This is a genomic window from Streptomyces sp. NPDC046985 (genome assembly GCF_040644415.1).
GTDB lineage: Bacteria > Actinomycetota > Actinomycetes > Streptomycetales > Streptomycetaceae > Streptomyces.
Window position 1 is genome coordinate 530,352 of sequence record NZ_JBEYWK010000001.1, and the last position, 19,806, is coordinate 550,157.

20 protein-coding genes and 2 pseudogenes are annotated in these 19,806 nt (G+C 74.1%); 13 read left to right on the forward strand and 9 right to left on the reverse strand.

Features of this window, described 5'->3' with window-relative positions:
• Window positions 1-196 precede the first annotated feature (196 nt).
• Window positions 197-919, reverse strand: coding sequence for a PH domain-containing protein (locus tag ABZ861_RS02300; protein ID WP_361622213.1), 723 nt, complete (start codon window positions 917-919; stop codon window positions 197-199).
• 170 nt (window positions 920-1,089) lie between these two features.
• Here ABZ861_RS02300 and deoC point away from each other — a divergent pair, with 170 nt between their 5' ends.
• From deoC to ABZ861_RS02315, 3 genes are read left to right on the forward strand one after another with little or no spacing between them, the layout of a single operon-like run.
• On the forward strand, window positions 1,090-2,049 hold the full coding sequence (gene deoC, locus ABZ861_RS02305) for a deoxyribose-phosphate aldolase (protein ID WP_361622455.1): 960 nt from the start codon (window positions 1,090-1,092) through the stop codon (window positions 2,047-2,049).
• Window positions 2,050-2,054: 5 nt separating this feature from the next.
• On the forward strand, window positions 2,055-3,515 hold the full coding sequence (locus ABZ861_RS02310) for an aldehyde dehydrogenase family protein (RefSeq protein WP_361622216.1): 1,461 nt from the start codon (window positions 2,055-2,057) through the stop codon (window positions 3,513-3,515).
• Window positions 3,508-4,419: an aldehyde dehydrogenase family protein gene (locus ABZ861_RS02315; protein ID WP_361622219.1), complete on the forward strand. Its 912-nt coding sequence runs from the start codon at window positions 3,508-3,510 to the stop codon at window positions 4,417-4,419. Before ABZ861_RS02310 ends, ABZ861_RS02315 begins: the two co-directional genes overlap by 8 nt.
• A gap of 75 nt (window positions 4,420-4,494) precedes the next feature.
• Here ABZ861_RS02315 and ABZ861_RS02320 read toward each other — a convergent pair whose 3' ends face one another.
• Window positions 4,495-4,905 carry a hypothetical protein gene (locus ABZ861_RS02320; protein ID WP_361622222.1) on the reverse strand — a complete coding sequence of 137 codons (411 nt, stop codon included), beginning with the start codon at window positions 4,903-4,905 and terminating at the stop codon, window positions 4,495-4,497.
• A 136-nt stretch (window positions 4,906-5,041) separates the two neighbouring features.
• On the opposite strand from ABZ861_RS02320, the gene ABZ861_RS02325 reads away from it, so the two are divergent.
• A complete protein-coding gene (locus ABZ861_RS02325; protein WP_361622225.1) occupies window positions 5,042-5,677 on the forward strand; it encodes a uridine kinase in 636 nt (211 codons plus the stop codon).
• 339 nt (window positions 5,678-6,016) lie between these two features.
• Here ABZ861_RS02325 and ABZ861_RS02330 read toward each other — a convergent pair whose 3' ends face one another.
• Entirely contained in the window at window positions 6,017-6,775 is a 759-nt protein-coding gene (locus tag ABZ861_RS02330; protein ID WP_361622228.1) for a SigE family RNA polymerase sigma factor, read from the reverse strand.
• A 219-nt stretch (window positions 6,776-6,994) separates the two neighbouring features.
• Between ABZ861_RS02330 and afsQ1 the strand changes: the two genes are divergently transcribed.
• The 5 genes from afsQ1 to ABZ861_RS02355 all read left to right on the forward strand — a co-directional run bounded on the left by afsQ1 (window position 6,995) and on the right by ABZ861_RS02355 (window position 11,551).
• Window positions 6,995-7,672, forward strand: coding sequence for a two-component system response regulator AfsQ1 (afsQ1, locus tag ABZ861_RS02335; RefSeq protein ID WP_361622231.1), 678 nt, complete (start codon window positions 6,995-6,997; stop codon window positions 7,670-7,672).
• Entirely contained in the window at window positions 7,669-9,426 is a 1,758-nt protein-coding gene (locus tag ABZ861_RS02340) for a HAMP domain-containing sensor histidine kinase (RefSeq protein WP_361622234.1), read from the forward strand. Before afsQ1 ends, ABZ861_RS02340 begins: the two co-directional genes overlap by 4 nt.
• On the forward strand, window positions 9,423-10,076 hold the full coding sequence (locus ABZ861_RS02345; RefSeq protein ID WP_361622237.1) for a hypothetical protein: 654 nt from the start codon (window positions 9,423-9,425) through the stop codon (window positions 10,074-10,076). The genes ABZ861_RS02340 and ABZ861_RS02345 overlap by 4 nt, the downstream gene beginning before the upstream one ends.
• Before the next feature lie 628 nt (window positions 10,077-10,704).
• On the forward strand, window positions 10,705-11,283 hold the full coding sequence (locus ABZ861_RS02350; protein WP_361622240.1) for a VanZ family protein: 579 nt from the start codon (window positions 10,705-10,707) through the stop codon (window positions 11,281-11,283).
• 64 nt (window positions 11,284-11,347) lie between these two features.
• The gene (locus ABZ861_RS02355) at window positions 11,348-11,551 is read left to right on the forward strand and encodes a PspC domain-containing protein (RefSeq protein WP_361622243.1); all 204 of its coding nucleotides are present in this window, start codon (window positions 11,348-11,350) and stop codon (window positions 11,549-11,551) included.
• Between the two features lie 175 nt (window positions 11,552-11,726).
• On the opposite strand, the gene ABZ861_RS02360 is transcribed toward ABZ861_RS02355, so the two are convergent.
• The gene (locus ABZ861_RS02360; RefSeq protein WP_361622246.1) at window positions 11,727-12,080 is read right to left on the reverse strand and encodes an ATP-binding protein; all 354 of its coding nucleotides are present in this window, start codon (window positions 12,078-12,080) and stop codon (window positions 11,727-11,729) included.
• 216 nt (window positions 12,081-12,296) lie between these two features.
• A pseudogene (locus ABZ861_RS02365) lies at window positions 12,297-12,429 on the reverse strand (adenosine deaminase); the annotation flags it as partial.
• Between the two features lie 262 nt (window positions 12,430-12,691).
• Between ABZ861_RS02365 and ABZ861_RS02370 the strand changes: the two are divergent.
• Window positions 12,692-13,459, forward strand: coding sequence for an alpha/beta hydrolase (locus tag ABZ861_RS02370; protein ID WP_361622249.1), 768 nt, complete (start codon window positions 12,692-12,694; stop codon window positions 13,457-13,459).
• A gap of 75 nt (window positions 13,460-13,534) precedes the next feature.
• On the opposite strand, the gene ABZ861_RS02375 is transcribed toward ABZ861_RS02370, so the two are convergent.
• Window positions 13,535-14,149: a TetR/AcrR family transcriptional regulator gene (locus ABZ861_RS02375; protein ID WP_361622252.1), complete on the reverse strand. Its 615-nt coding sequence runs from the start codon at window positions 14,147-14,149 to the stop codon at window positions 13,535-13,537.
• A gap of 88 nt (window positions 14,150-14,237) precedes the next feature.
• Between ABZ861_RS02375 and ABZ861_RS02380 the strand changes: the two genes are divergently transcribed.
• Complete coding sequence (locus tag ABZ861_RS02380; protein ID WP_361622255.1) at window positions 14,238-15,182, forward strand: aldo/keto reductase; 945 nt, start codon at window positions 14,238-14,240, stop codon at window positions 15,180-15,182.
• 21 nt (window positions 15,183-15,203) lie between these two features.
• Here ABZ861_RS02380 and ABZ861_RS02385 read toward each other — a convergent pair whose 3' ends face one another.
• Window positions 15,204-16,175 (reverse strand): LysR family transcriptional regulator, encoded by a 972-nt coding sequence (locus ABZ861_RS02385; protein WP_361622258.1) that lies wholly within the window; start codon window positions 16,173-16,175, stop codon window positions 15,204-15,206.
• 273 nt (window positions 16,176-16,448) lie between these two features.
• Here ABZ861_RS02385 and ABZ861_RS02390 point away from each other — a divergent pair, with 273 nt between their 5' ends.
• The gene (locus tag ABZ861_RS02390; protein ID WP_361622458.1) at window positions 16,449-17,639 is read left to right on the forward strand and encodes an MFS transporter; all 1,191 of its coding nucleotides are present in this window, start codon (window positions 16,449-16,451) and stop codon (window positions 17,637-17,639) included.
• 137 nt (window positions 17,640-17,776) lie between these two features.
• The gene (locus tag ABZ861_RS02395; RefSeq protein ID WP_361622261.1) at window positions 17,777-18,820 is read left to right on the forward strand and encodes a sigma-70 family RNA polymerase sigma factor; all 1,044 of its coding nucleotides are present in this window, start codon (window positions 17,777-17,779) and stop codon (window positions 18,818-18,820) included.
• 30 nt (window positions 18,821-18,850) lie between these two features.
• Here the strand turns inward: ABZ861_RS02395 and ABZ861_RS02400 are convergent.
• A pseudogene (locus tag ABZ861_RS02400) lies at window positions 18,851-19,090 on the reverse strand (hypothetical protein); the annotation flags it as partial.
• A gap of 64 nt (window positions 19,091-19,154) precedes the next feature.
• Window positions 19,155-19,742, reverse strand: coding sequence for a Uma2 family endonuclease (locus ABZ861_RS02405; protein WP_361622264.1), 588 nt, complete (start codon window positions 19,740-19,742; stop codon window positions 19,155-19,157).
• Window positions 19,743-19,806 lie beyond the last annotated feature (64 nt).

A 19,806-nucleotide genomic window follows, 5' to 3' on the forward strand; every position in this document is an offset into this window, starting at 1 on the left:
CTCGCCCCAGCCCACACCCCGGAGCGGCGCCCCACCCCACACGCCCAGAGCACCGCGCCCCAGCCCACAGGCTCGATACACCGCCCAATCCGCCCGCCGCAGTCGCCCAGCTCACACCCCCGGAGCCCGGGGGCACCGCGCCCCAGCTCACACCCCCGAGGCACCCCCAGCCCAAAAGCCCGCCGCAGGCGCCCCCTCACGCCACCGCGAGGAGGATCGCCAGCAGCACCGCGCCGGCCACCGCAGGCCCCACGATCTCGTAGGCCCAGCGGACCTTCACCTCGCCCTGCGCGGTCTCGGCGTCCTGCCGGGACTCGTGCAGGGCGCGCAGGTCGTTCATCGCCTGGTCGGAGGCCGCGCGCAGGGGGCCGCCGGCGTCGCCCGCCGTCACGCCCCGGGCGCCGAGCCCGCCGCCCCCGCCGAGCCCGCCGCCCCCGCCGAGCAGGCCGCCGCGCCCGCGGGCGCCGGAGCGGCCGCCCTCGCCCGTGGCGGCGGCCCGCGCCTCCTCCCGGGCCGCCCGCTTGCGCGCCCGCAGCGACACGGGCAGCGCCCAGAGCTGGTACCTGGTCCCGGACTCGGTGACCGCCTCGTGCGAGTAGCCGGAGCGCAGGGCGGCGACCTGCCCCCAGGGCAGCACGATCACGCGGAAGGGGTTGCGCACGCGCAGCCGGTCGTCGTTGACGTAGACGGCGGGGCGGAGGGTGAAGGCGATCACGAGGGGCACGACGAGGATCATCCCGGCCAGCGCCAGCCACGGCGTGCGGCCGGCGCCGGTGAACAGGGCGTCCAGGCCCAGCCAGAGGATGACGGCGAGCAGCAGCACTCCGCATACGATGCCTCCGCTCGACCGGTGGATCCGGTCCTTGAACTCGGGATCCTGCGGCTGAGGCGCGGGGGGCTGGTGCTCGGGCGTCGTCATGGCCCCGATTCTGCCCGACGGCGTCAAGCCGCGGCCGTCCGCGGCGCCGCGGACGGAGAGCGGCCGCGCGCCGCCAGGGCTGCCGCCCGAGGGGCCCCTCCCCACCGCCCCCGGGCCTTCCGCCGGGGCTGTACTTTCGCTACGCGCGTAGATATGCTCGCCTGGTGACCATGCCCACCACTGCACCCACCGCACAGGCGCTCGCCGACGTCACCGGGTCCGACAGCACGCTGCGCCGTTTCCTGCACGGGCTGCCCGGCGTCGACGCGGTCGGCCTGGAGGCGCGCGCCGCCTCCCTCGGCACCCGTTCCATCAAGACCACCGCGAAGGCGTACGCCATCGACCTCGCCCTCTCAATGGTCGACCTGACGACGCTGGAAGGCGCGGACACGCCGGGCAAGGTCCGGGCGCTCGGCGCGAAGGCGGTCCACCCCGACCCGACCGACCGCCAGACCCCCGCCGCGGCCGCGGTCTGCGTCTATCCCGACATGGTGCCCGTCGCCAAGGAGGCGGTCGCGGGCTCCGGCGTGAAGGTGGCCTCGGTCGCCACCGCGTTCCCGGCCGGGCGGGCGTCCCTGGACGTCAAGCTGGCCGACGTGCGCGAGGCCGTCGCCGCCGGCGCCGACGAGATCGACATGGTCATCGACCGCGGGGCGTTCCTGGCGGGCCGGTACCTGAAGGTCTGCGAGGAGATCGCCGCGGTGAAGGAGGCGTGCGGGACCTCCGCCCGCCTGAAGGTCATCTTCGAGACCGGCGAGCTGTCGACGTACGACAACATCCGCCGCGCGAGCTGGCTCGGGATGCTCGCGGGGGCGGACTTCATCAAGACCTCCACCGGCAAGGTCGCCGTCAACGCGACCCCCGCCAACACCCTCCTCATGCTGGAGGCGGTGCGCGACTTCCGCGCGCAGACCGGCGTCCAGGTGGGCGTGAAGCCGGCCGGCGGCATCCGCACCTCCAAGGACGCGATCAAGTTCCTGGTCCTGGTCAACGAGACCGCGGGCGAGGACTGGCTGGACAGCCACTGGTTCCGCTTCGGCGCCTCCTCGCTGCTGAACGATCTGCTGATGCAGCGTCAGAAGCTGGCCACCGGCCGCTACTCCGGCCCCGACTACGTGACGGTGGACTGATCACCATGACCGAGAAGAACCCGCAGAAGCCGTCCGCCGCGTTCGCGTACGCCCCGGCGCCCGAGTCCCGCTCGGTCGTCGACATCGCCCCCTCCTATGGCCTGTTCATCGACGGCGAGTTCGCCGAGGCGGCCGACGGCAAGGTGTTCAAGACGCTCTCGCCCAGCAGCGAGGAGGTGCTCTCGGAGATCGCGCAGGCGGGCGAGGCGGACGTGGACCGGGCGGTGCGGGCCGCGCGGAAGGCGTTCGCGTCCTGGTCGGCGCTGCCCGGCGCGGAGCGCGCCAAGTACCTGTTCCGCATCGCGCGGATCATCCAGGAGCGCAGCCGCGAACTGGCGGTCCTGGAGACGCTGGACAACGGAAAGCCGATCAAGGAGACGCGGGACGCCGACCTGCCCCTGGTCGCGGCGCACTTCTTCTACTACGCGGGCTGGGCGGACAAGCTCGGCCACGCGGGCTTCGGCGCGGACCCCCGGCCGCTGGGCGTGGCCGGCCAGGTCATCCCGTGGAACTTCCCGCTGCTCATGCTGGCGTGGAAGATCGCCCCGGCGCTGGCGACGGGCAACACGGTCGTCCTCAAGCCCGCCGAGACCACCCCGCTCTCCGCGCTGTTCTTCGCGGACGTCTGCCGCCAGGCGGGCCTGCCCCGGGGCGTCGTGAACATCCTGCCGGGCTACGGCGACGCGGGCGCCGCGCTCGTCGCGCACCCGGACGTGAACAAGGTCGCGTTCACCGGCTCCACGGCCGTCGGCAAGGAGATCGCCCGGACCGTCGCGGGCACGCGCAAGAAGCTCACCCTCGAACTGGGCGGCAAGGGCGCCAACATCGTCTTCGACGACGCGCCCCTCGACCAGGCCGTCGAGGGCATCGTGAACGGCATCTTCTTCAACCAGGGCCAGGTCTGCTGCGCGGGCTCGCGGCTGCTGGTGCAGGAGTCGGTGCACGACGAGGTGCTGGACGCGCTCAAGCGGCGGCTGTCCACGCTGCGCCTGGGCGACCCGCTGGACAAGAACACCGACATCGGGGCGATCAACTCCGCCGAGCAGCTCGCCCGGATCACCGCGCTGGCCGAGCGGGGCGAGGCGGAGGGCGCCGAGCGCTGGTCCCCGGCCTGCGAACTGCCCGCGAGCGGCTACTGGTTCGCTCCGACGCTGTTCACGCACGTCACCCAGGCGCACACGGTCGCCCGAGAGGAGATCTTCGGCCCGGTGCTGTCGGTGCTGACCTTCCGCACGCCGGACGAGGCGGTCGCCAAGGCCAACAACACCGCGTACGGCCTCTCGGCGGGCATCTGGACGGAGAAGGGCTCGCGCATCCTGGCGGTGGCGAACAAGCTGCGCGCGGGCGTGATCTGGTCCAACACGTTCAACAAGTTCGATCCGACCTCGCCGTTCGGCGGCTACAAGGAGTCGGGCTTCGGCCGCGAGGGCGGTCGCCACGGCCTGGAGGCGTACCTCGATGTCTGACAAGAGCGACAAGACCGAGCAGCGGCGGCTGTCCGTCTTCAAGACCTACAAGCTGTACGTCGGCGGGAAGTTCCCGCGTTCGGAGAGCGGCCGGGTGTACGAGGTGACGGACTCCAAGGGCGACTGGCTGGCGAACGCGCCGCAGTCCTCGCGCAAGGACGCCCGGGACGCGGTGGTCGCCGCGCGCAAGGCGTTCGGCGCGTGGTCGGGCGCGACGGCGTACAACCGCGGCCAGATCCTCTACCGGATCGCCGAGATGCTGGAGGGCCGGCGCGAGCAGTTCACGCGCGAGGTCGCCGAGGCCGAGGGGCTGTCCAAGGCGAAGGCGGGCGCGGTCGTCGACGCGGCGATCGACCGCTGGGTCTGGTACGCGGGCTGGACCGACAAGATCGCCCAGGTCGTGGGCGGCGGCAACCCGGTGGCGGGGCCGTTCTTCAACCTCTCCTCGCCCGAGCCGACCGGCGTGGTGGCCGTGCTGGCCCCGCAGGAGTCGTCGTTCCTGGGCCTGGTGTCGGTCATCGCCCCGGTGATCGCGACCGGCAACACCGCGGTGGTGGTCGCGAGCGAGCGGGCGCCGCTCCCGGCGCTCTCCCTCGGTGAGGTGCTGGCCACCTCCGACCTGCCCGGCGGCGTCGTCAACGTCCTGTCCGGGCGCACCGCGGAGATCGCGGCGCCGCTGGCAGCGCACCAGGACGTCAACGCCATCGACTTGGCGGGCGCGGACGAGGAGTCGGCGAAGGACCTGGAGATCGCGGCGGCCGACAACCTCAAGCGCGTGCTGCGTCCCCAGCCTGTGGACGACTGGGCGGCGGCCCCGGGGACCGAGCGCATGACGGCCTTCCTGGAGACCAAGACGGTCTGGCACCCGACGGGTTCGCTGGGCGCGTCCGGCTCGTCGTACTGAGCCGTCCCCCGGCCGAGAGCCGAGAGCCGCGCCCTCCCCGGTCCGGGGGCGGCGCGGCTCTCGGCGTGCCACCGGTCAGCGCGTCGCGCCGAGCAGCCCGCCCGCCAGCGGCACGGCGCCGACCGACGGGGCCTGTGCCACCGGGCCGGTGAGCGTCTTCGAGGTCAGCGGCTTGAAGTCGGCGAGCTGGGTGCCCACGCCGTTGTCCAGCGGGTCGACGCCGGTGCCCGCGAGGGGGTTGGGCTTGAGACCGGCGACCGGGCCCGTGGCGTAGCCGACCGAGCCGGTCAGCGCCTTCAGGCCCGCCTGCGGGTCGGTCTTGCCCAGGGAGCCGAGCTGGTGCGCCGTGCCGAGCACCGGGACGCTGTCCGCCGAGGCCGTGGCCGCACCGGCGCCCAGGGCGGCGCCGGCGGTCGCGACGGCGACCAGGACGCGCCGGACGGTCGGGCGGGAACGGTCGCGGGACGGGGACGCGTGTCGGGCCATGTCGGGTGCCGCCTTCTGGTACGGGGAGTGCCGAGAGTAACGAGAACAGCGCACAGGGTAGTTGAGACGCAGCCCACCCTCCAAAGCGGACCCGCGGGGTCGGCAGCCGGGCCCCCATACGTCAAACTGGTGTTCCGTGAGCCTTCATTCCGCGTCCCCCGCCCGTGTCGTCCTGCTCTGCGGCCCCTCGGGCTCGGGCAAGTCCCTCGTGGCCGCCCGCTCCGGACTGCCCGTGCTGCGCCTCGACGACTTCTACAAGGAGGGCGACGATCCCACGCTGCCGCTGGTGGCGGGGAGTTCGGACATCGACTGGGACAGCCCGGAGTCCTGGGACGCGGACGTCGCCGTACAGGCGATCAGCAGTCTGTGCGCGACCGGCAGCACGGGCGTCCCGGTGTACGACCTCGCGAGCAGCTCCCGCACCGGCGAGGCCGCCCTGCACATCGGCCGGACCCCGCTGTTCGTCGCGGAGGGGATATTCGCCGCGGAGGTCGTCGAGCGCTGCCGCGAACTCGGGCTCTTGGCGGACGCGTTGTGCCTGACCCGCGGGCCCGTCACCACCTTCCGCCGGCGCTTCCAGCGGGATCTGCGCGAGGGCCGCAAGTCGGTGCCGTTCCTGCTGCGCCGCGGCTGGCGGCTGCTGCGCGCCGAACGCTCCATCGTGGCCCGCCAAATCGCCCTGGGCGCGCACGCGTGCGACCGAGACGAGGCGCTGAGCCGGCTCGCGGCAGCGGCGGTGGGCCGACAGGCGGGGGCGCGCGCGGCCGTGTGACGGCGCGCGGACGACGTCAGACGAGTACGGCTGAACGCGGGCGAGAACCGCCGCACACGGCCGAACGCCGCCGAGCACGGCCGAAGGCAGCCGAACGCGGCCGACGGCGCCGCAGAAAGAGAGCGGGACCGCAGGGCCCCCGGCCCCTGCGGTCCCGCTCTCTTTCGGTGCTCCCCCGCTTCCCCCTGTCACCGCTCCCCCGAGCGGTCCCCCGTATCCCCCGTATTCCCCCGTATCCCCCGTGTCCTCCTATCCCCCTGGGCGTCCCGGGCTTCCCCGAGTCCCCCTCTCCCCCTGGGCTCCCGGTCTCCCCGGGCGCCCCGACCTCCGGCGGGCTCGTCAGGCGACGAGTTCGCCGAAGGACTCCTCCCGGTCCCGGCCGAAGCTGAGCGCCTCGTCGTCCCGCAGTCGGCGCAGGGACCGCCAGATGCTGGACTTCACCGTGCCGACGCTGATGCCGAGGACGTCGGCGATCTCCGGGTCCGTGCGGCCCTCGTAGTAGCGCAGGACCAGCATGGTGCGCTGGAGTTCGGGCAGCCGGGTCAGCGCCTGCCACAGGACCGCGCGCAGCTCGGTGCCGCGCATCGCGTCCGTGTCGCCGGGCGTCTCGGGCAGTTCCTCGGTCGGGTACTCGTTGAGCTTGCGGCGCCGCCAGGCGCTGATGTGCAGGTTGGTCATGGTGCGGCGGAGGTATCCGCCGACGGCCGCCTTGTCGCTGATCCGGTCCCACGCCCGGTAGGTCGAGAACAGCGCGCTCTGCAAGAGGTCCTCGGCCTCGAAGCGGTCGCCGGTGAGGTGATAGGCGGTCGCGTACAGGGAGGCCCGGCGCTCCTGCACGTAGGCGGTGAACTCCGCCTCCGACAGGGACCGTCGCTCCCCCGAGCCCTCCCCGTACGCGCGCCCCCCGGGCGCCTCCCCCGGGCGCCCGTCCACCACCGTCATGTACGCGGTGTGCTGGCGTGCGGCGCCGCGGGCGCTCCCCCGTTCGAGCGCGCTCGCACGGACCGATCCACCCTCGGCCCCGGACTTCTCGGCGTTCCGGACTTCGTGCAGGCGCGTGGCCACCGCGCCGGCGCCGGTGCTGTGCAGAGTGTTCATCTCGCGCCCCCCCGTCGTGGAGTCCCGGCGTTCGCCCTGCCGGGTGCAACGCGTTTCCTTGGCCTGTGCCGAAAATCATGCCGGGGGCAGTTCATCGCGGTGTCCGCCGATCGTCACAGACCTGTCACAGCGGTTCCTCATGCCGGCCGTCGTCCGAGGCGGGGGCGCGGGAGCGCTCCGGGTGTCGAAACCCGCTGCGGCATGAGCCAGAATGAGGCCGTGCCTTCCCTGTTGCTGATCGAGGACGACGACGCCATCCGGACCGCCCTGGAGCTCTCGCTGACGCGCCAGGGGCACCGGGTGGCGACCGCTGCCAGTGGCGAGGACGGTCTCAAGCTGCTGCGCGAGCAGCGGCCGGACCTGATCGTGCTGGACGTGATGCTGCCCGGCATCGACGGTTTCGAGGTGTGCCGGCGGATCCGGCGCACGGACCAGTTGCCGATCATCCTGCTGACCGCGCGCAGCGACGACATCGACGTGGTGGTGGGCCTGGAGTCCGGCGCCGACGACTACGTGGTCAAGCCGGTGCAGGGGCGGGTGCTGGACGCCCGGATCCGGGCGGTGCTGCGGCGCGGCGAACGGGAGTCGAACGACGCGGCGGCCTTCGGCAGCCTCGTCATCGACCGGTCGGCGATGACGGTGACGAAGAACGGCGAGGATCTCCAGCTCACGCCCACCGAGTTGCGGCTGCTGCTGGAGCTGAGCCGTCGCCCCGGTCAGGCGCTGTCCCGGCAGCAGTTGCTGCGCCTGGTGTGGGAGCACGACTACCTCGGCGACTCGCGTCTGGTGGACGCGTGCGTGCAGCGGCTGCGCGCCAAGGTCGAGGACGTGCCGTCGTCCCCGAAGCTGATCCGCACGGTGCGCGGCGTCGGCTACCGGCTGGACGCCCCTCAGTGACGGATCGGCACGGGAGGCTCCGCGGCTGGGGCGCGGGGCGCAAGGGGGCGCTGTTCCGACTGCCGTTCACCAGTCTGCGGCTGCGACTCGTCGTCGTCTTCGCGCTGGTGGCGCTGACCGCCGCCGTGTCCGCGTCGGGCATCGCCTACTGGCTCAACCGCGAGGCGGTGCTGAACCGCGCCCAGGACGCGGTGCTGCGCGACTTCCAGCAGGAGATGCGCAACCGCGCGGGCGCCCTGCCGGTGCACCCGACGCAGGACCAGTTGCAGCGCACGGCGGACCAGATGGCGGGCAGCAGCCAGCGGTTCAGCGTGCTGCTGGTCGGTCAGGACGCCAACGGCCGCGAGGCGTACGGCAATTCGGAGGGGCTGAGCGGCTTCTCGCTGCACGACGTGCCCCTGGCGCTGCGCACCGCCGTGGACAAGCGGCAGCCGGACTCCTCCCGGAGCGCGGCGCCGTACCACCTGTACTGGCAGCGGGTGACCGAGCACGGCGCCCCGTATCTGGTGGCCGGGACGCGGGTGATCGGCGGCGGTCCGACCGGATACATGCTCAAGTCGCTGGAGCCGGAGGCCAAGGACCTCGACTCGCTGGCCTGGTCGCTGGGGATCGCGACCGCGCTGGCGCTGGTCGGCGCCGCGCTGCTGGCGCAGGCCGCCGCGACGACCGTGCTGAAGCCGGTGCACCGGCTGGGCGTCGCCGCGCGGCGGCTCGGCGAGGGCAGGCTCGACACCCGGCTCCAGGTGTCCGGCACCGACGAACTGGCCGATCTGGCCCGTACGTTCAACAACGCGGCCGAGGCGCTGGAGAAGCGGGTCGCCGACATGGCCGCCCGCGACGAGTCCTCCCGCCGGTTCGTCGCGGACATGAGCCATGAGCTGCGGACGCCGCTGACCGCCATCACCGCCGTCACGGAGGTGCTGGAGGAGGAGCTGGAGTCCGAGGGGGGCGGCATGGACCCGATGATCGAACCGGCGGTGCGGCTCGTGGTCAGCGAGACCCGGCGGCTGAACGACCTGGTCGAGAACCTGATGGAGGTCACCCGCTTCGACGCGGGCACCGCCCGGCTGGTGCTGGACGACGTAGACGTCGCCGACCAGATCACGGCCTGCGTGGACGCCCGCGCGTGGCTGGACGCGGTGGAGCTGGACGCCGAGCGCGGCATCCACGCCCGGCTGGACCCGCGGCGGCTGGACGTCATCCTCGCCAACCTGATCGGCAACGCGCTCAAGCACGGCGGCTCGCCGGTGCGGGTGTCGGTGCGGGTGTCGGTGCGCACGTCCGGCGGCGAGGCAGCCCAGGAGGGCGACACGGGGGAGGCGGCGGACCTGGTCATCGAGGTCCGCGATCACGGGCCCGGCATCCCGCAGGAGGTGCTGCCGCACGTGTTCGACCGGTTCTACAAGGCGAGCGCATCCCGGCCCCGCTCCGAGGGCAGCGGGCTGGGCCTGTCCATCGCCCTGAACAACGCCCACATCCACGGCGGAGACATCACCGCGGCCAACTCACCCGACGGCGGCGCGGTGTTCACGCTGCGACTGCCGCGGGACGCCTCCGCGCTCACCGAGGAGGCGGACGCCGACGACGGTGGCGGAAGCGGCGGCGCGGTGCGGGACGGCGGCGGGGTGCGGGACGGCGGCGGGGTGCGGGACGGCGGCGGGGTGCGGGACGGGGACGGCGGCGGAGTACGGAACGGGGACGGTGAAGTGCGGGACGGGGACGGGGACGGCGGCTCGAGGGGGGGCGTGCGATGAGGGACCGCGGCACAGGCGGGCGCACCGCGTCCGCCGCGCGCTCGTTGCCGTCGCTGGCACTGCTCGCCCTGCTGCTCGCGCCGCTGCTCGCCGGGTGCGGGATCCGGCCCACGCAGGTGCCCACCGACTTCGGCGCCGCGCCGTCGCGGGCCCCCTGCTCGCTGTCCCAGCCGGACCCGGCCGCGCAGACCGCCGGCGGGGTGCCGGTGCAGGTGTTCCTGCTGTGCGGCGCCTCGCTGGTGACCGTCGACCGCGTGGTGCGGGTCCCGGAGGGCACGGCGGACGCGCGGCGGCGCGTGATCGTGGCGCGGGGACTGCTGGAGCAGCTCGCCACGGCGCCGTCGGCCGGCGAGAGGGCGGCCGGGTACGCCACGCACGTGCCGGCCGGTGTGACGGCGGCCGGGCCGGGCGCCAAGGACCCGGAGGACACGCTGCGGCTGAGCGTCGACCCGGCGGACCTGGCCGCGTACGCCCTGGCGCAGATCGTCTGCACGCTGTCCGACTCGACCGCCGCCCAGGGCGACGGCTCGGTGGTCCTCGGCGGCCCCGGCGCCGCCCGGCCGCGCCGCTACGCGTGCACCGACGCCCTGCGCTCCCGACCCGCGACGACACCGCCGCAGTCGACGGAGGTGGCGGCGGGGGCGGGTTGAGCGGGGCTGCGGCTGCGCGGGGACGCTGGCTGAGCGGGCCGCTGCGGCTTAGCGGGGGCTGGGGCTGAGCGGGAGCTGGGGCTGAGCGGAAGCTCGGGCTGGGTAGGGGCTGCGGCTGCGGCTGCGAACGAACGCCGTCTGAGCAGGCCGCTGCTGCTGAGCAGGCGCTATGGCTGAGTACGGACGCCGTCTAAGCGGGGGCGGCGACTGCGCACGGACGCCGTCTGAGCAAACACTGCGGCCGAGCGGGGAGGCTGCGGCCGAGCAAGGACGCCGACCGAGTACGGACGCCGTCTGAGCAAGCCGCTGCGGCTGAGCAGGCGCTGCGGCTGAGCACGGACGCCGTCTGAGCAGGCGCTCCGGCTGAGCACGGACGCCGTCTGAGCGGGGGCGGCGGCCGAGCAGGGGCTGCGGCTGAGCGGGTGCGGCCTTCGGGCGGCCGGTGCGGGGGCTCGGTCCCGGGCGGGAGACCGGGCATCTCCCCGGCTCGCCTCCGCTCCCATGGGATAGGACGGTCGGCTCGGGAAAGGGACGGTCGGCTCGGCCAACCCTCCGCCCGCGGAACCGGGCCGCCCCCGCTCCCGTGGGAAGGGGAACCGATCATGCCGGGTGGCACGTCTTGGTGGGCGTGCAGCGTCAAGGCTCCGGCGGCAGCGCCGCGATCCGCATCCGCGCGGCGGGGGCTCTCCTCCTCGTCGCCCACCTCGGGCTCGTCGCCTGGCTGATGCTGCGTCCCCTGGACGTCCCCTGGGTGATGCCGGCCAATCTGCGCCCCGGCGCCACCGTCCGCGCCGACCTGGCGCTCGGCTGGCCCGAGGCGGTCCGGCGCATCGGCGAGGGGCTGGGCCTGCTGGCCCCGCTGGGCGTGCTGCTGCCGATGGCGCACGGCAGGCTGCTGACGTCCCCGGTGGCGTCCCTGGCCCGCACGGCGTCGGCGGGCGCCCTGATCTCAGTGGGCGTCGCCCTGTTGCAGACCGGGGTGCCCGGCCGCGTCGTGGACGTCGACACGCTGCTGCTGAACACCGCGGGGGTGGTGCTGGCGCACCTCGCGGTGGTCCCGGCGGCGCGGGCCGCTCTGCGCCGCAGGAAGGGGCGACGGGCCTCACGGGCAGTTCGCGAGGAGAGTGCGGTTCAGGGTCGCACCCCGACGATTCCCAGGGTCGGGATCACTCCATGGGGCGACGCGCTGCCGCCTTCGTCTCCGTAATGTGGAGGTCAGATGGGGCGCCGCCCAGGAGGCCCCGCACCGACGGCTCATGAAAGGCGTCACGATGACCGCCCTTGTCCGCCCTGCCCACGGCCGTGTGATCGCCGGAGTCTGCGCTGCCTTGGCCCGGCGTTTCGGCGTCTCCGCCACGACGATGCGGGTGATCTTCCTGCTGTCGTGCCTGCTGCCCGGACCGCAGTTCCTGCTGTACCTGGCGCTGTGGATACTGCTGCCCTCCGAGGAGCGGGCCGCGCCCTCGGCGTGGTAGCCGGTTCCGGGGGGGGGGGAGCACCGGGGCGAGACGACGCCGGAACGCGCCCTGACCGCATGTCCTCGAGCAGGGGCACGCTCCGGCGGTGGCTGGGCGCAATGGCAGGGCTCAGCCCGATGCCTTGAGCGCCCTGGCGGGGCTCAGCCCAGCGTCCTGGGCGCCGTGGCGGCGCTCAGCCCAGGGGGAGGCCGTTCAGGGGCAGGCCGTGGGTGGGCAGGCTCTGCACGGGCAGACCGCCGAGCAGGCCGGAGACCGGCTTGGTCGGACCGTGCGTCAGCATGCTCTGCGCCATCGGCTGGGCGGCGGCCAGACCCGTCTGAACAGCGGGCCTGGCCTGGTTCAGCGCCTGACCGGCTCCGGGCAGCGACTTGGTGACGTTCTGCGCCGGGAGTTCCTGGCCGACGGCGTTGAGCGCGTGGCCGGCGTCGGGGAGGGCCGGTGCGGCGTTCGCGGCACCCGCGCCCGCGGCGGCGAAAGCGGTGCCGAGGGCGGCGACTCCGAGGGTCTTGGCGGCAGACTGCTTCATCAAAGTGCGTCCTTGAGTGGAAAACGGGGGACCAAGCGGTCCACGACCGTAGACATTTCACAGCGCGGGGCGCAAACACCGAAATGCAGGCGGACGGTGAAGCCGCTAGGCGTCGAGTTCCCGTTCTGCCGCCCCTCGTTCGCCTCCGCTGCGGTACAGAACCGCTGGTGGGAGCCGCCGGGGAAAACGGCCACACGGAAGGCGGCGCGCCGTCCGTCCGGGCCCGCGCACGTCATTGATCATCGCCAGCCGTTCACTGAAAGGTGGGAACTTCGCTTTCATCGCATTGACGGGAGATCCGCCGATCGTCGAGCGTGCAACCGAATGCGTCGACAAGACGCTCGAATTCCGGCGGCTCAGGACGCCGCTTCCGGTCCGGGACGTCGGCGGACGGCCCCTGTCGGCCGCGGACATGACGCGCGGTCAGCGCAGCCGCCCCGGGGAAGCTCGGCGCGGGAGGATCGGCGCCGCAGGGGACGGCGGCGCAGGAGAGGGCGCCGCAGGGGACGGCGGCCGCCTGACGCGTGCCAGGAGGGTGCGAATCCGGTCGATACGCAACGGTGACCGCACGGACGGGTGGCGTACGTCGGCGCTTCTGACACTGTTCTGCCATGGCACAGCAAGCGACGACGCCGACTCGCACGGCCCGGCTGGGAAGGACGATCGGCCCGCAGCCGGCCACGGTGAGCGGAGCGGTGCTGCTGCTCCCGGGCGGCCAGGAGGTCTCCGCCCGCAGACCCTCCCCGGGACCGGCCGCCGCCGCGCTGCGCGCGCTCGGCCGCCGACTGGTCCGCGCCGCACGCGACGAGGGCTTGGCCGTCCACGTGGTCCGCTACCGCTACCGCGGCTGGAACGGCGGCGAGGCGCACCTCGCGCACGACGCCGCCTGGGCGGCCGACGAGGCCGTACGGCGCTACGGGGACGTGCCGGTGTGCCTGGCCGGGCTCGACATGGGCGGCCGGGCGGCGCTGCGGGCGGGCGGCCACGACGCCGTCGGCTCGGTCGCGGCCATCGCCCCCTGGCTGCCCGAGGACGACGTCGCCGCCTCCCCCGAGCCGGTGAAGCAGCTCGTCGGGCGCAAGGTGCTGATCGTGCACGGCACGAACGACGAGCGGACCGACCCCGAGCTGTCCTTCCGGTACGCGGCGCGGGCGAAGAAGGCGAACCGGGACGTGTGCCGGTTCGAGGTGCACGCCGACCGGCACGGACTGCGCCAGTACCGGGACGAAGTCAGCTCCCTGGTCGCCGACTTCGTCGTGGGCACGCTGTTCGGACGGCCGCTCTCCCGGCCGGTCCAGGACGCGCTGGCCGCCCCGCCGCCGCTGGGCCTGCGGATGCCGCTGGCGGCCGGATTCGGCCGGTCGCTGCGCCAGCGGTAGCCGCCGCCCGGCCCTGGCGAACCGGAGTTCGGCACGGTGAGCCAGCCGGACGGCGCCTGACTCCCTGAAAGGGGGTCAGCCAATCGGCTTCGGTCGCAAGGCGTCCATGACGAGGTCGATCAGTCGTCCGGTCCTCTCGGAGGAGGCGTCGTCGGCGGTGTCGGCGAGGAAGATCCCGAGGAGCATCACGGTGACGTCCTCCGGTTCGACGTCGGCGCGGAGCGAACCGGCTTCGGCGCCGCGGGCGAGGATCGTGGCGATGGCGTCGGTGACGCGTGCGCGGGTGGTGGGCGGGGCGATCCGTCCCGAGGCCCAGCCGGCGCGGAGGGTGTCGGCCATGCCGCGCTTCGTCGCGACGAACGCGGCGTAGCGCTGGATCCAGGCGCGCAGCGCGGCGTCCGGCGCCAGCTCGTCGAGCAGGGCGGGGGCGCTGCCGGTGACGTCGTCGAGTTCGGCGGCGTAGACGACCTCCACCAACGCCTCGCGCGTCGGGAAGTGGCGGTACAGCGTGCCGATGCCGACGCCTGCCTCGCGAGCGACGGCCTCCAGCGAAACGGCGGCGTCCGAGGCGGCGAACGCGGTACGGGCGGCCTGGACGAGCCGGTCGCGGTTGCGCAGTGCGTCGGCGCGAGGGACGCGCGGCTTCTTCCCGGGGCCGGGTCCGGGGGACGTCGGGTCGGCGGAACTCATAACGGAGGACCCTCCGGTAATAGTGTTACAGTCAGTGAAGCGGAGGATCCTCCGCTTCACTGAGCATTTCATGAGAACGGAGTTTCCCATGACCACTGCCGGCACTCCCTCCTCCTCGCTCACGGCCACCGGCGCCCCACGCGCCGGAGGGGCCGGGACGATCGGCGGCCGGACGGTCTCCCGCATCGGATACGGCGCGATGCAGTTGGAGCGCCTGCACGGCGACCGCCAGGCCGCGATCGCCCTTCTGCGGCACGCGGTAGCGCTCGGCGTCGACCACGTCGACACCGCCCAGTTCTACGGCGACGGCTTCGTCAACGGACTGCTTCGCGAGGCGTTCCGCCCGGAGGACGGCGTCGTGATCGTCAGCAAGGTCGGCGCCGACGCCGATCCAGGCGGCGCCATCGGCCTGCGTCCCGCTCAGCGACCGGAGGAACTGCGGGCGAGCGTCGAGGACAACCTCGCCGCCCTCGGCCTCGACCAGATCCCGGTGGTGAACCTGCGCCGCCTGGACGCCGGACCGGGCCTGCGCGCCGAAGGCGACCAGGCGGTGGACCTCGACGACCAGCTCGCGACGATGTCCGCGCTGCGGGACGAGGGCAAGATCGGCGGGATCGGTCTGAGCGGCGTCACGCTCGACGGACTGCGCCGGGCCCTTCGCGCCGGGATCGTCTGCGTCCAGAACTCCTACAGCGTGCTGTCGCGCGGAGACGAGGAGATGCTGCGGCTCTGCGTCGACGAGCGGATCGCCTGGACGCCGTTCTTCCCGCTCGGCGGCCTCTTCCCCGGCAGCCCGAAGGTGATCGACGATCCGGCCGTCGTCGCCGCCGCGCGCTCCCTCGGCCGCACTCCCTCGCAGGTCGGCCTCGCGTGGCTGCTCCACCACACGCCGAACACGCTGCTCATCCCGGGCACCACGCACCCCGGCCACCTGGAGGAGAACGTCGCCGTGGGATCGATCCAGCTCGACGACGCCGCGTGGGCCGCGTTGGACGCCGTCGGCGCCCGGTCCGCCGACGGCGGCCTCGGGTGAGCGGCGCGCGGCGGCGACGGTTCAGGCCAGCAGCCTGCCCCTCCGGGAGAGCAGGAACTCCTTGAAGGCCGCCACCGGGGGCGTGTCCGGGTGGCCCGCCAGCCAGGCCACGCCGATCTCGCGCACCGCGCGCGGGGCGGTGACCGTCAGCTCGACGACTCCCGGGCGGGGCACGGCGGGCGGCGGCAGCAGGGCCACGCCCAGCCCCGCGGCCACCAGGCCCCGCAGCGTCTCGGTCTCCTCCCCCTCGAAGGCGACGCGCGGGACGAAGCCCGCCTCGCGGCACAGGTCGTCGGTGATGCGGCGCAGCCCGTAGCCGGGCTCCAGGGTCACGAACGCCTCCTCGGCGGTCTCCGCGAGGCGGATCCGGCGGCGCCCGGCGAGCCGGTGGTCGGCGGGCACGACCAGGCGCAGCTTCTGCTCGTCGAGACGGCGGGCGACGAGGTCGGGGGCGTCCGGCACCGGAGACGTCAGGCACAGGTCCAGCTCGCCCGCGCGCAGCCGCTCCAGCATCGCCTCGGCGTAGTTCTGCACGAGGCTGAAGCGGACCCGGGGATGGTCGGCGCGGAAGGCGTGGATCAGCGCGGGCACGGTCTCGGCGCCCATGGTGTGCAGGAAGCCGAAGGCGACCTTGCCGGCGGCCGGATCGGCGTCGGCGCGCACCTGCTCGGCGGCGCGCTCGACGTCGGCCAGGGCGCGTTCCACGGCGCCGAGGAAGGTGCGTCCGGCGGGGGTGAGGGAGACGGTCCGGCCGCGGCGGGCGAACAGGGCGACGCCGAGGTCCTGCTCCAGGCGGACCAGGGCGCGGGAGAGCGTCGACTGCGGGACGCCCATCTCCTGCGCGGCCCGGGTGACGTGCTCCGTGCGGGCGACGCCGGCGAAGTGCGCGAGGCGCGGCGCGAGCAGCCGCGCGACCTCCTCGCTGCCGCGTTCGACGCCTTGGGCGCCGCCAGAGGCGGGACGCTTTGCCTGTGAGCTGTGCTGATGCGCCATGGGAACGATTATCCCGATTCCCTGCATTGGACGGATCAGCGTCCGCCTTCCTACGGTCGACGCATGTCTGCCGCCGACCCCGCCGCCACCGGGGCGTCCGCCGTCGCGGGCGCCGCCCCCGCGGCCCGCACCGCCGACGCCTCCTCGTCCGACGCCTCCTCCCCGGCCCCCGCCTCCTCCCCGGCCCCCGCCTCCTCCCCGGCCCCCGCCTCCTCCGCCTCCTTCTCTGGAGCCGTCTCCGCGGCCGCCTCCGCCGACGCCGCCGACTCCCGGATGACGCCGGGCGGCCCCGGCTACCGCCGGATGAGTTTCGCCCTCTTCCTCGCCGGGGTGGCGACGTTCGCGCTGCTGTACTCGACGCAGGCGCTGCTGCCGCTGATCTCCGGGGAGTTCGGGGCGCCGGCCAGCGAGGCGAGCTGGACGGTGGCGGCGGCGACCGGGGGCCTCGCCCTGTTCGTGCTGCCGATGAGCGCGCTGTCGGAGCGCTTCGGCCGCCGTACGGTCATGACGGCGTCGCTGGCGGTCGCGGTGACCGTCGGTCTGCTGGCGCCCTTCGCGCCGTCGCTGGGCGCGCTGGTGGCGCTGCGCGCGCTCCAGGGTGCCGCGCTGGCCGGGCTGCCGGCCTCCGCGCAGGCGTATCTGGCGGAGGAGGTCCGCCCGAAGGCGCTGGTGACCGCGATCGGCCTGTTCGTCGCCGGCAACAGCGTGGGCGGCATGAGCGGCCGGATCATCACCGGCTGGGTCGCCCAGGAGTGGGGCTGGCGGGTCGCCGTCGGGGCGATCGGGCTGCTCGCGGTGCTCTGCGCGGCGGCCTTCCGGCTGCTGCTGCCCGCGCCCCGGCACTTCCGGGCGGGCTCGCTGCGCCCGCGCGTGCTGGCGGGCGCGGTCCGCGACCACCTGGCGAACCCGCTGCTGCGCCGCCTGTACGCGATCGGCGCGCTGTTCATGACGGTGTTCGGCGGCGTCTACACGGTGATCGGCTACCGCCTGACCGAGCCGCCCTTCTCCCTTCCGCAGGGCCTCATCGGCTCGATCTTCCTGGTCTACCTGGTGGGCACGGCATCGGCGTCGACGGCGGGCCGGCTGGTGGGCCGGCTGGGCCGCCGGGGCGCCCTGTACCTGGCGGGCGCCACCACGGCGGCCGGACTGCTGCTGTCGCTGGCGGCCTCGATGCCGCTGGTGGTGGGGGGTCTGGTGCTGATCACCGCGGGCTTCTTCGCCGGGCACACGGTCGCCTCCTCGGCGGTCGGCAAGACGGCGGCGCACGGGCGCGCCCAGGCGTCCGGCCTCTACCAGTCCGCGTACTACATCGGCTCCAGCGCGGGCAGCACGGTGGGCGCCCTCGCCTTCCGCGCCCAGGGGTGGTCCGGCACGGTCGGCGTCGGCCTGGTGGCGGTCCTCGGCGTCGCGGCGATCACGCTGCTGGGCTCGCGCGCCGCCCGCCGGGCGCCCGCCACCGCCTGACCGCGCGGGCCCCGCACCCCCTTTGACCTGCTGTCTCGTCCGCTCCGGGGGCCGTTGTCAGTGGGCTGCGATAGCTTCCGAAGTGCCGGGCGCGACGAGGCGTCCCGGCCGGGAACGGCAGGGGCGGGTGGACGACGATGGGCGACGGCACGGCGACGGCGACGGCGACGGACCTCGGCGCGGAGCTGGAGGAGTACCGGACCGAGCTGACAGGCTACTGCTACCGCATGCTCGGCTCGTCCTTCGAGGCGGAGGACGCGGTGCAGGACACGCTGGTGCGCGCCTGGCGCGGGCACGGCGCCTTCGAGGGCCGCTCCAGCCTGCGGTCCTGGCTGTACCGGATCGCGACGAACGTCTGCCTGGACATGCTGGCGGCGGGCGGCAGGCGGGCGAGGCCGATGGATCTGACGGAGTCGGCGCCGCTGGCCGGCGCGGCGCTGTCGACCCGCCCGGACAGCACCTGGCTGGAGCCCGTGCCGGACGGGCGGGTGCTGCCCTGCGTGCAGGACCCGGCGGAGGCGGCGGTCGCCAAGGAGTCGGTGCGGCTCGCCTTCATGGCCGCGCTCCAGCGGCTGCCGCCCAAGCAGCGGGCGGTGCTGATCCTGCGCGAGGTGCTGGCCTGGCGGGCCAGCGAGGTCGCCGTGCTGCTCGGCACGACCGTGGCCTCGGTCAACAGCGCCTTGCAGCGGGCGCGCGCCACCCTCGCGGAGCGGGCCGCGGCGGAGGCCGACCAGGCGGACGTGTCCGACCCGCTGGACGACGAGCAGAGAAAGCTCCTGGAGCGCTATGTGACGGCGTTCGAGGGGTACGACATGACGGCGCTGACCGCGCTGCTGCACGAGGACGCGGTGATGACGATGCCGCCGTTCGACCTGTGGCTGACGGGTCCGGCGGACATCACCGGGTTCATGACGACGCTGGGCGCCGGGTGCGCGGGCTCGCGCCTGCTGCCGGTGCGGGCCAACGGCCTGCCGGGCTTCGCCCACTACCGGCCGGATCCGGACGGGGGCGGCTTCACCCCGTGGGCGGTGCAGGTGCTGGAGATGTCAGGCGGCCGGATCACCGGGTTCCACTGCTTCCTCGACGCTCAGCGCCTGTTCCCCCTGTTCGGGCTCCCCCTCCGTCTCGAAGGCGAGCCCGGCCGGACCTACCAGGCCGACCATGTCGAGCAGGGCGCGTAACGCCGGACTGGCCGCGCGCAGCCTGACCCGCCCCCCGGCCCGGCGGGCGGCGAGCTGAAGCCGCGCCAGCAGGTCGACGGCCCCGAGGCCCGGCGGCCCCATCCCGCCGACGTCGCACACGACGACGCGGGCGCCGCTGTCCCGCACAAGCGCGCGGACCTCGGCGCACAGCGACGCGATCTCGCCCCGGGAGACGGGACCCGACAACACGAGCACGGCGGGTGTCTTGGCGTCCACATCCGGTAGACCGGCCGCCGAGCACGAACTCATCGAAACGCCGCCGACCCCCCGCCGCGGCCCCCAGCCGCGCGAAGCGCGACGACCGGGCCAGACGTCACCTGACGGGGAAGACGCCCGTGTCGAGGACCAGCCTGAACGGCTCGGGCAGCTTGATCTGCTCGCCGTACTCGACCGAGGCGAGGACACGGTACGTGCCGTTCTGCGGCTCGCCGTACAGCGTCGCCGTCGGCCGGCCCGACTGCCAGGAGTCCAGGAGGAGATACAGCGGCGCGCCCGCCACGGCGTACCCGTGGGCCTTCTTGATGCGGTCATGGTGGGCGTTGCTCGGCGAGGTGACCTCGACGACGAGTTCCGCCTCACCGGCGTGCACCCGTGTTCCTCGGCGCAGGGCCGTCCTCGGCACCACGCAGAGGTCGGGGACGAACAAGCCCCCGCTCTGGGGGCACATCAGCCCGAGCGTCTGGTAGACGCCCCAGTCGCACCCGGGCGGAAGCGCGCCGTACAGGCGCTGCTGCATCAGCTCAGCGGTGTCGTCGTGCTCTGCGGACCGCGGCGGCTGCACGGTGACGACCCCTTCGACGATCTCCGCCTTGCTGCCCTCCGGCCAGTCCGTCTCCTCCCAGAACCGGACGAGGTCGTCCCAGCTCTGCTCGGGGTCCTGGCTGACGGTGAGTGCGCCCATGGCGGTTTCTCCTCTCGGTGCGTCACGCAGTGCAGCATGCCGAACGGGACCGGCGCCAGGGCGC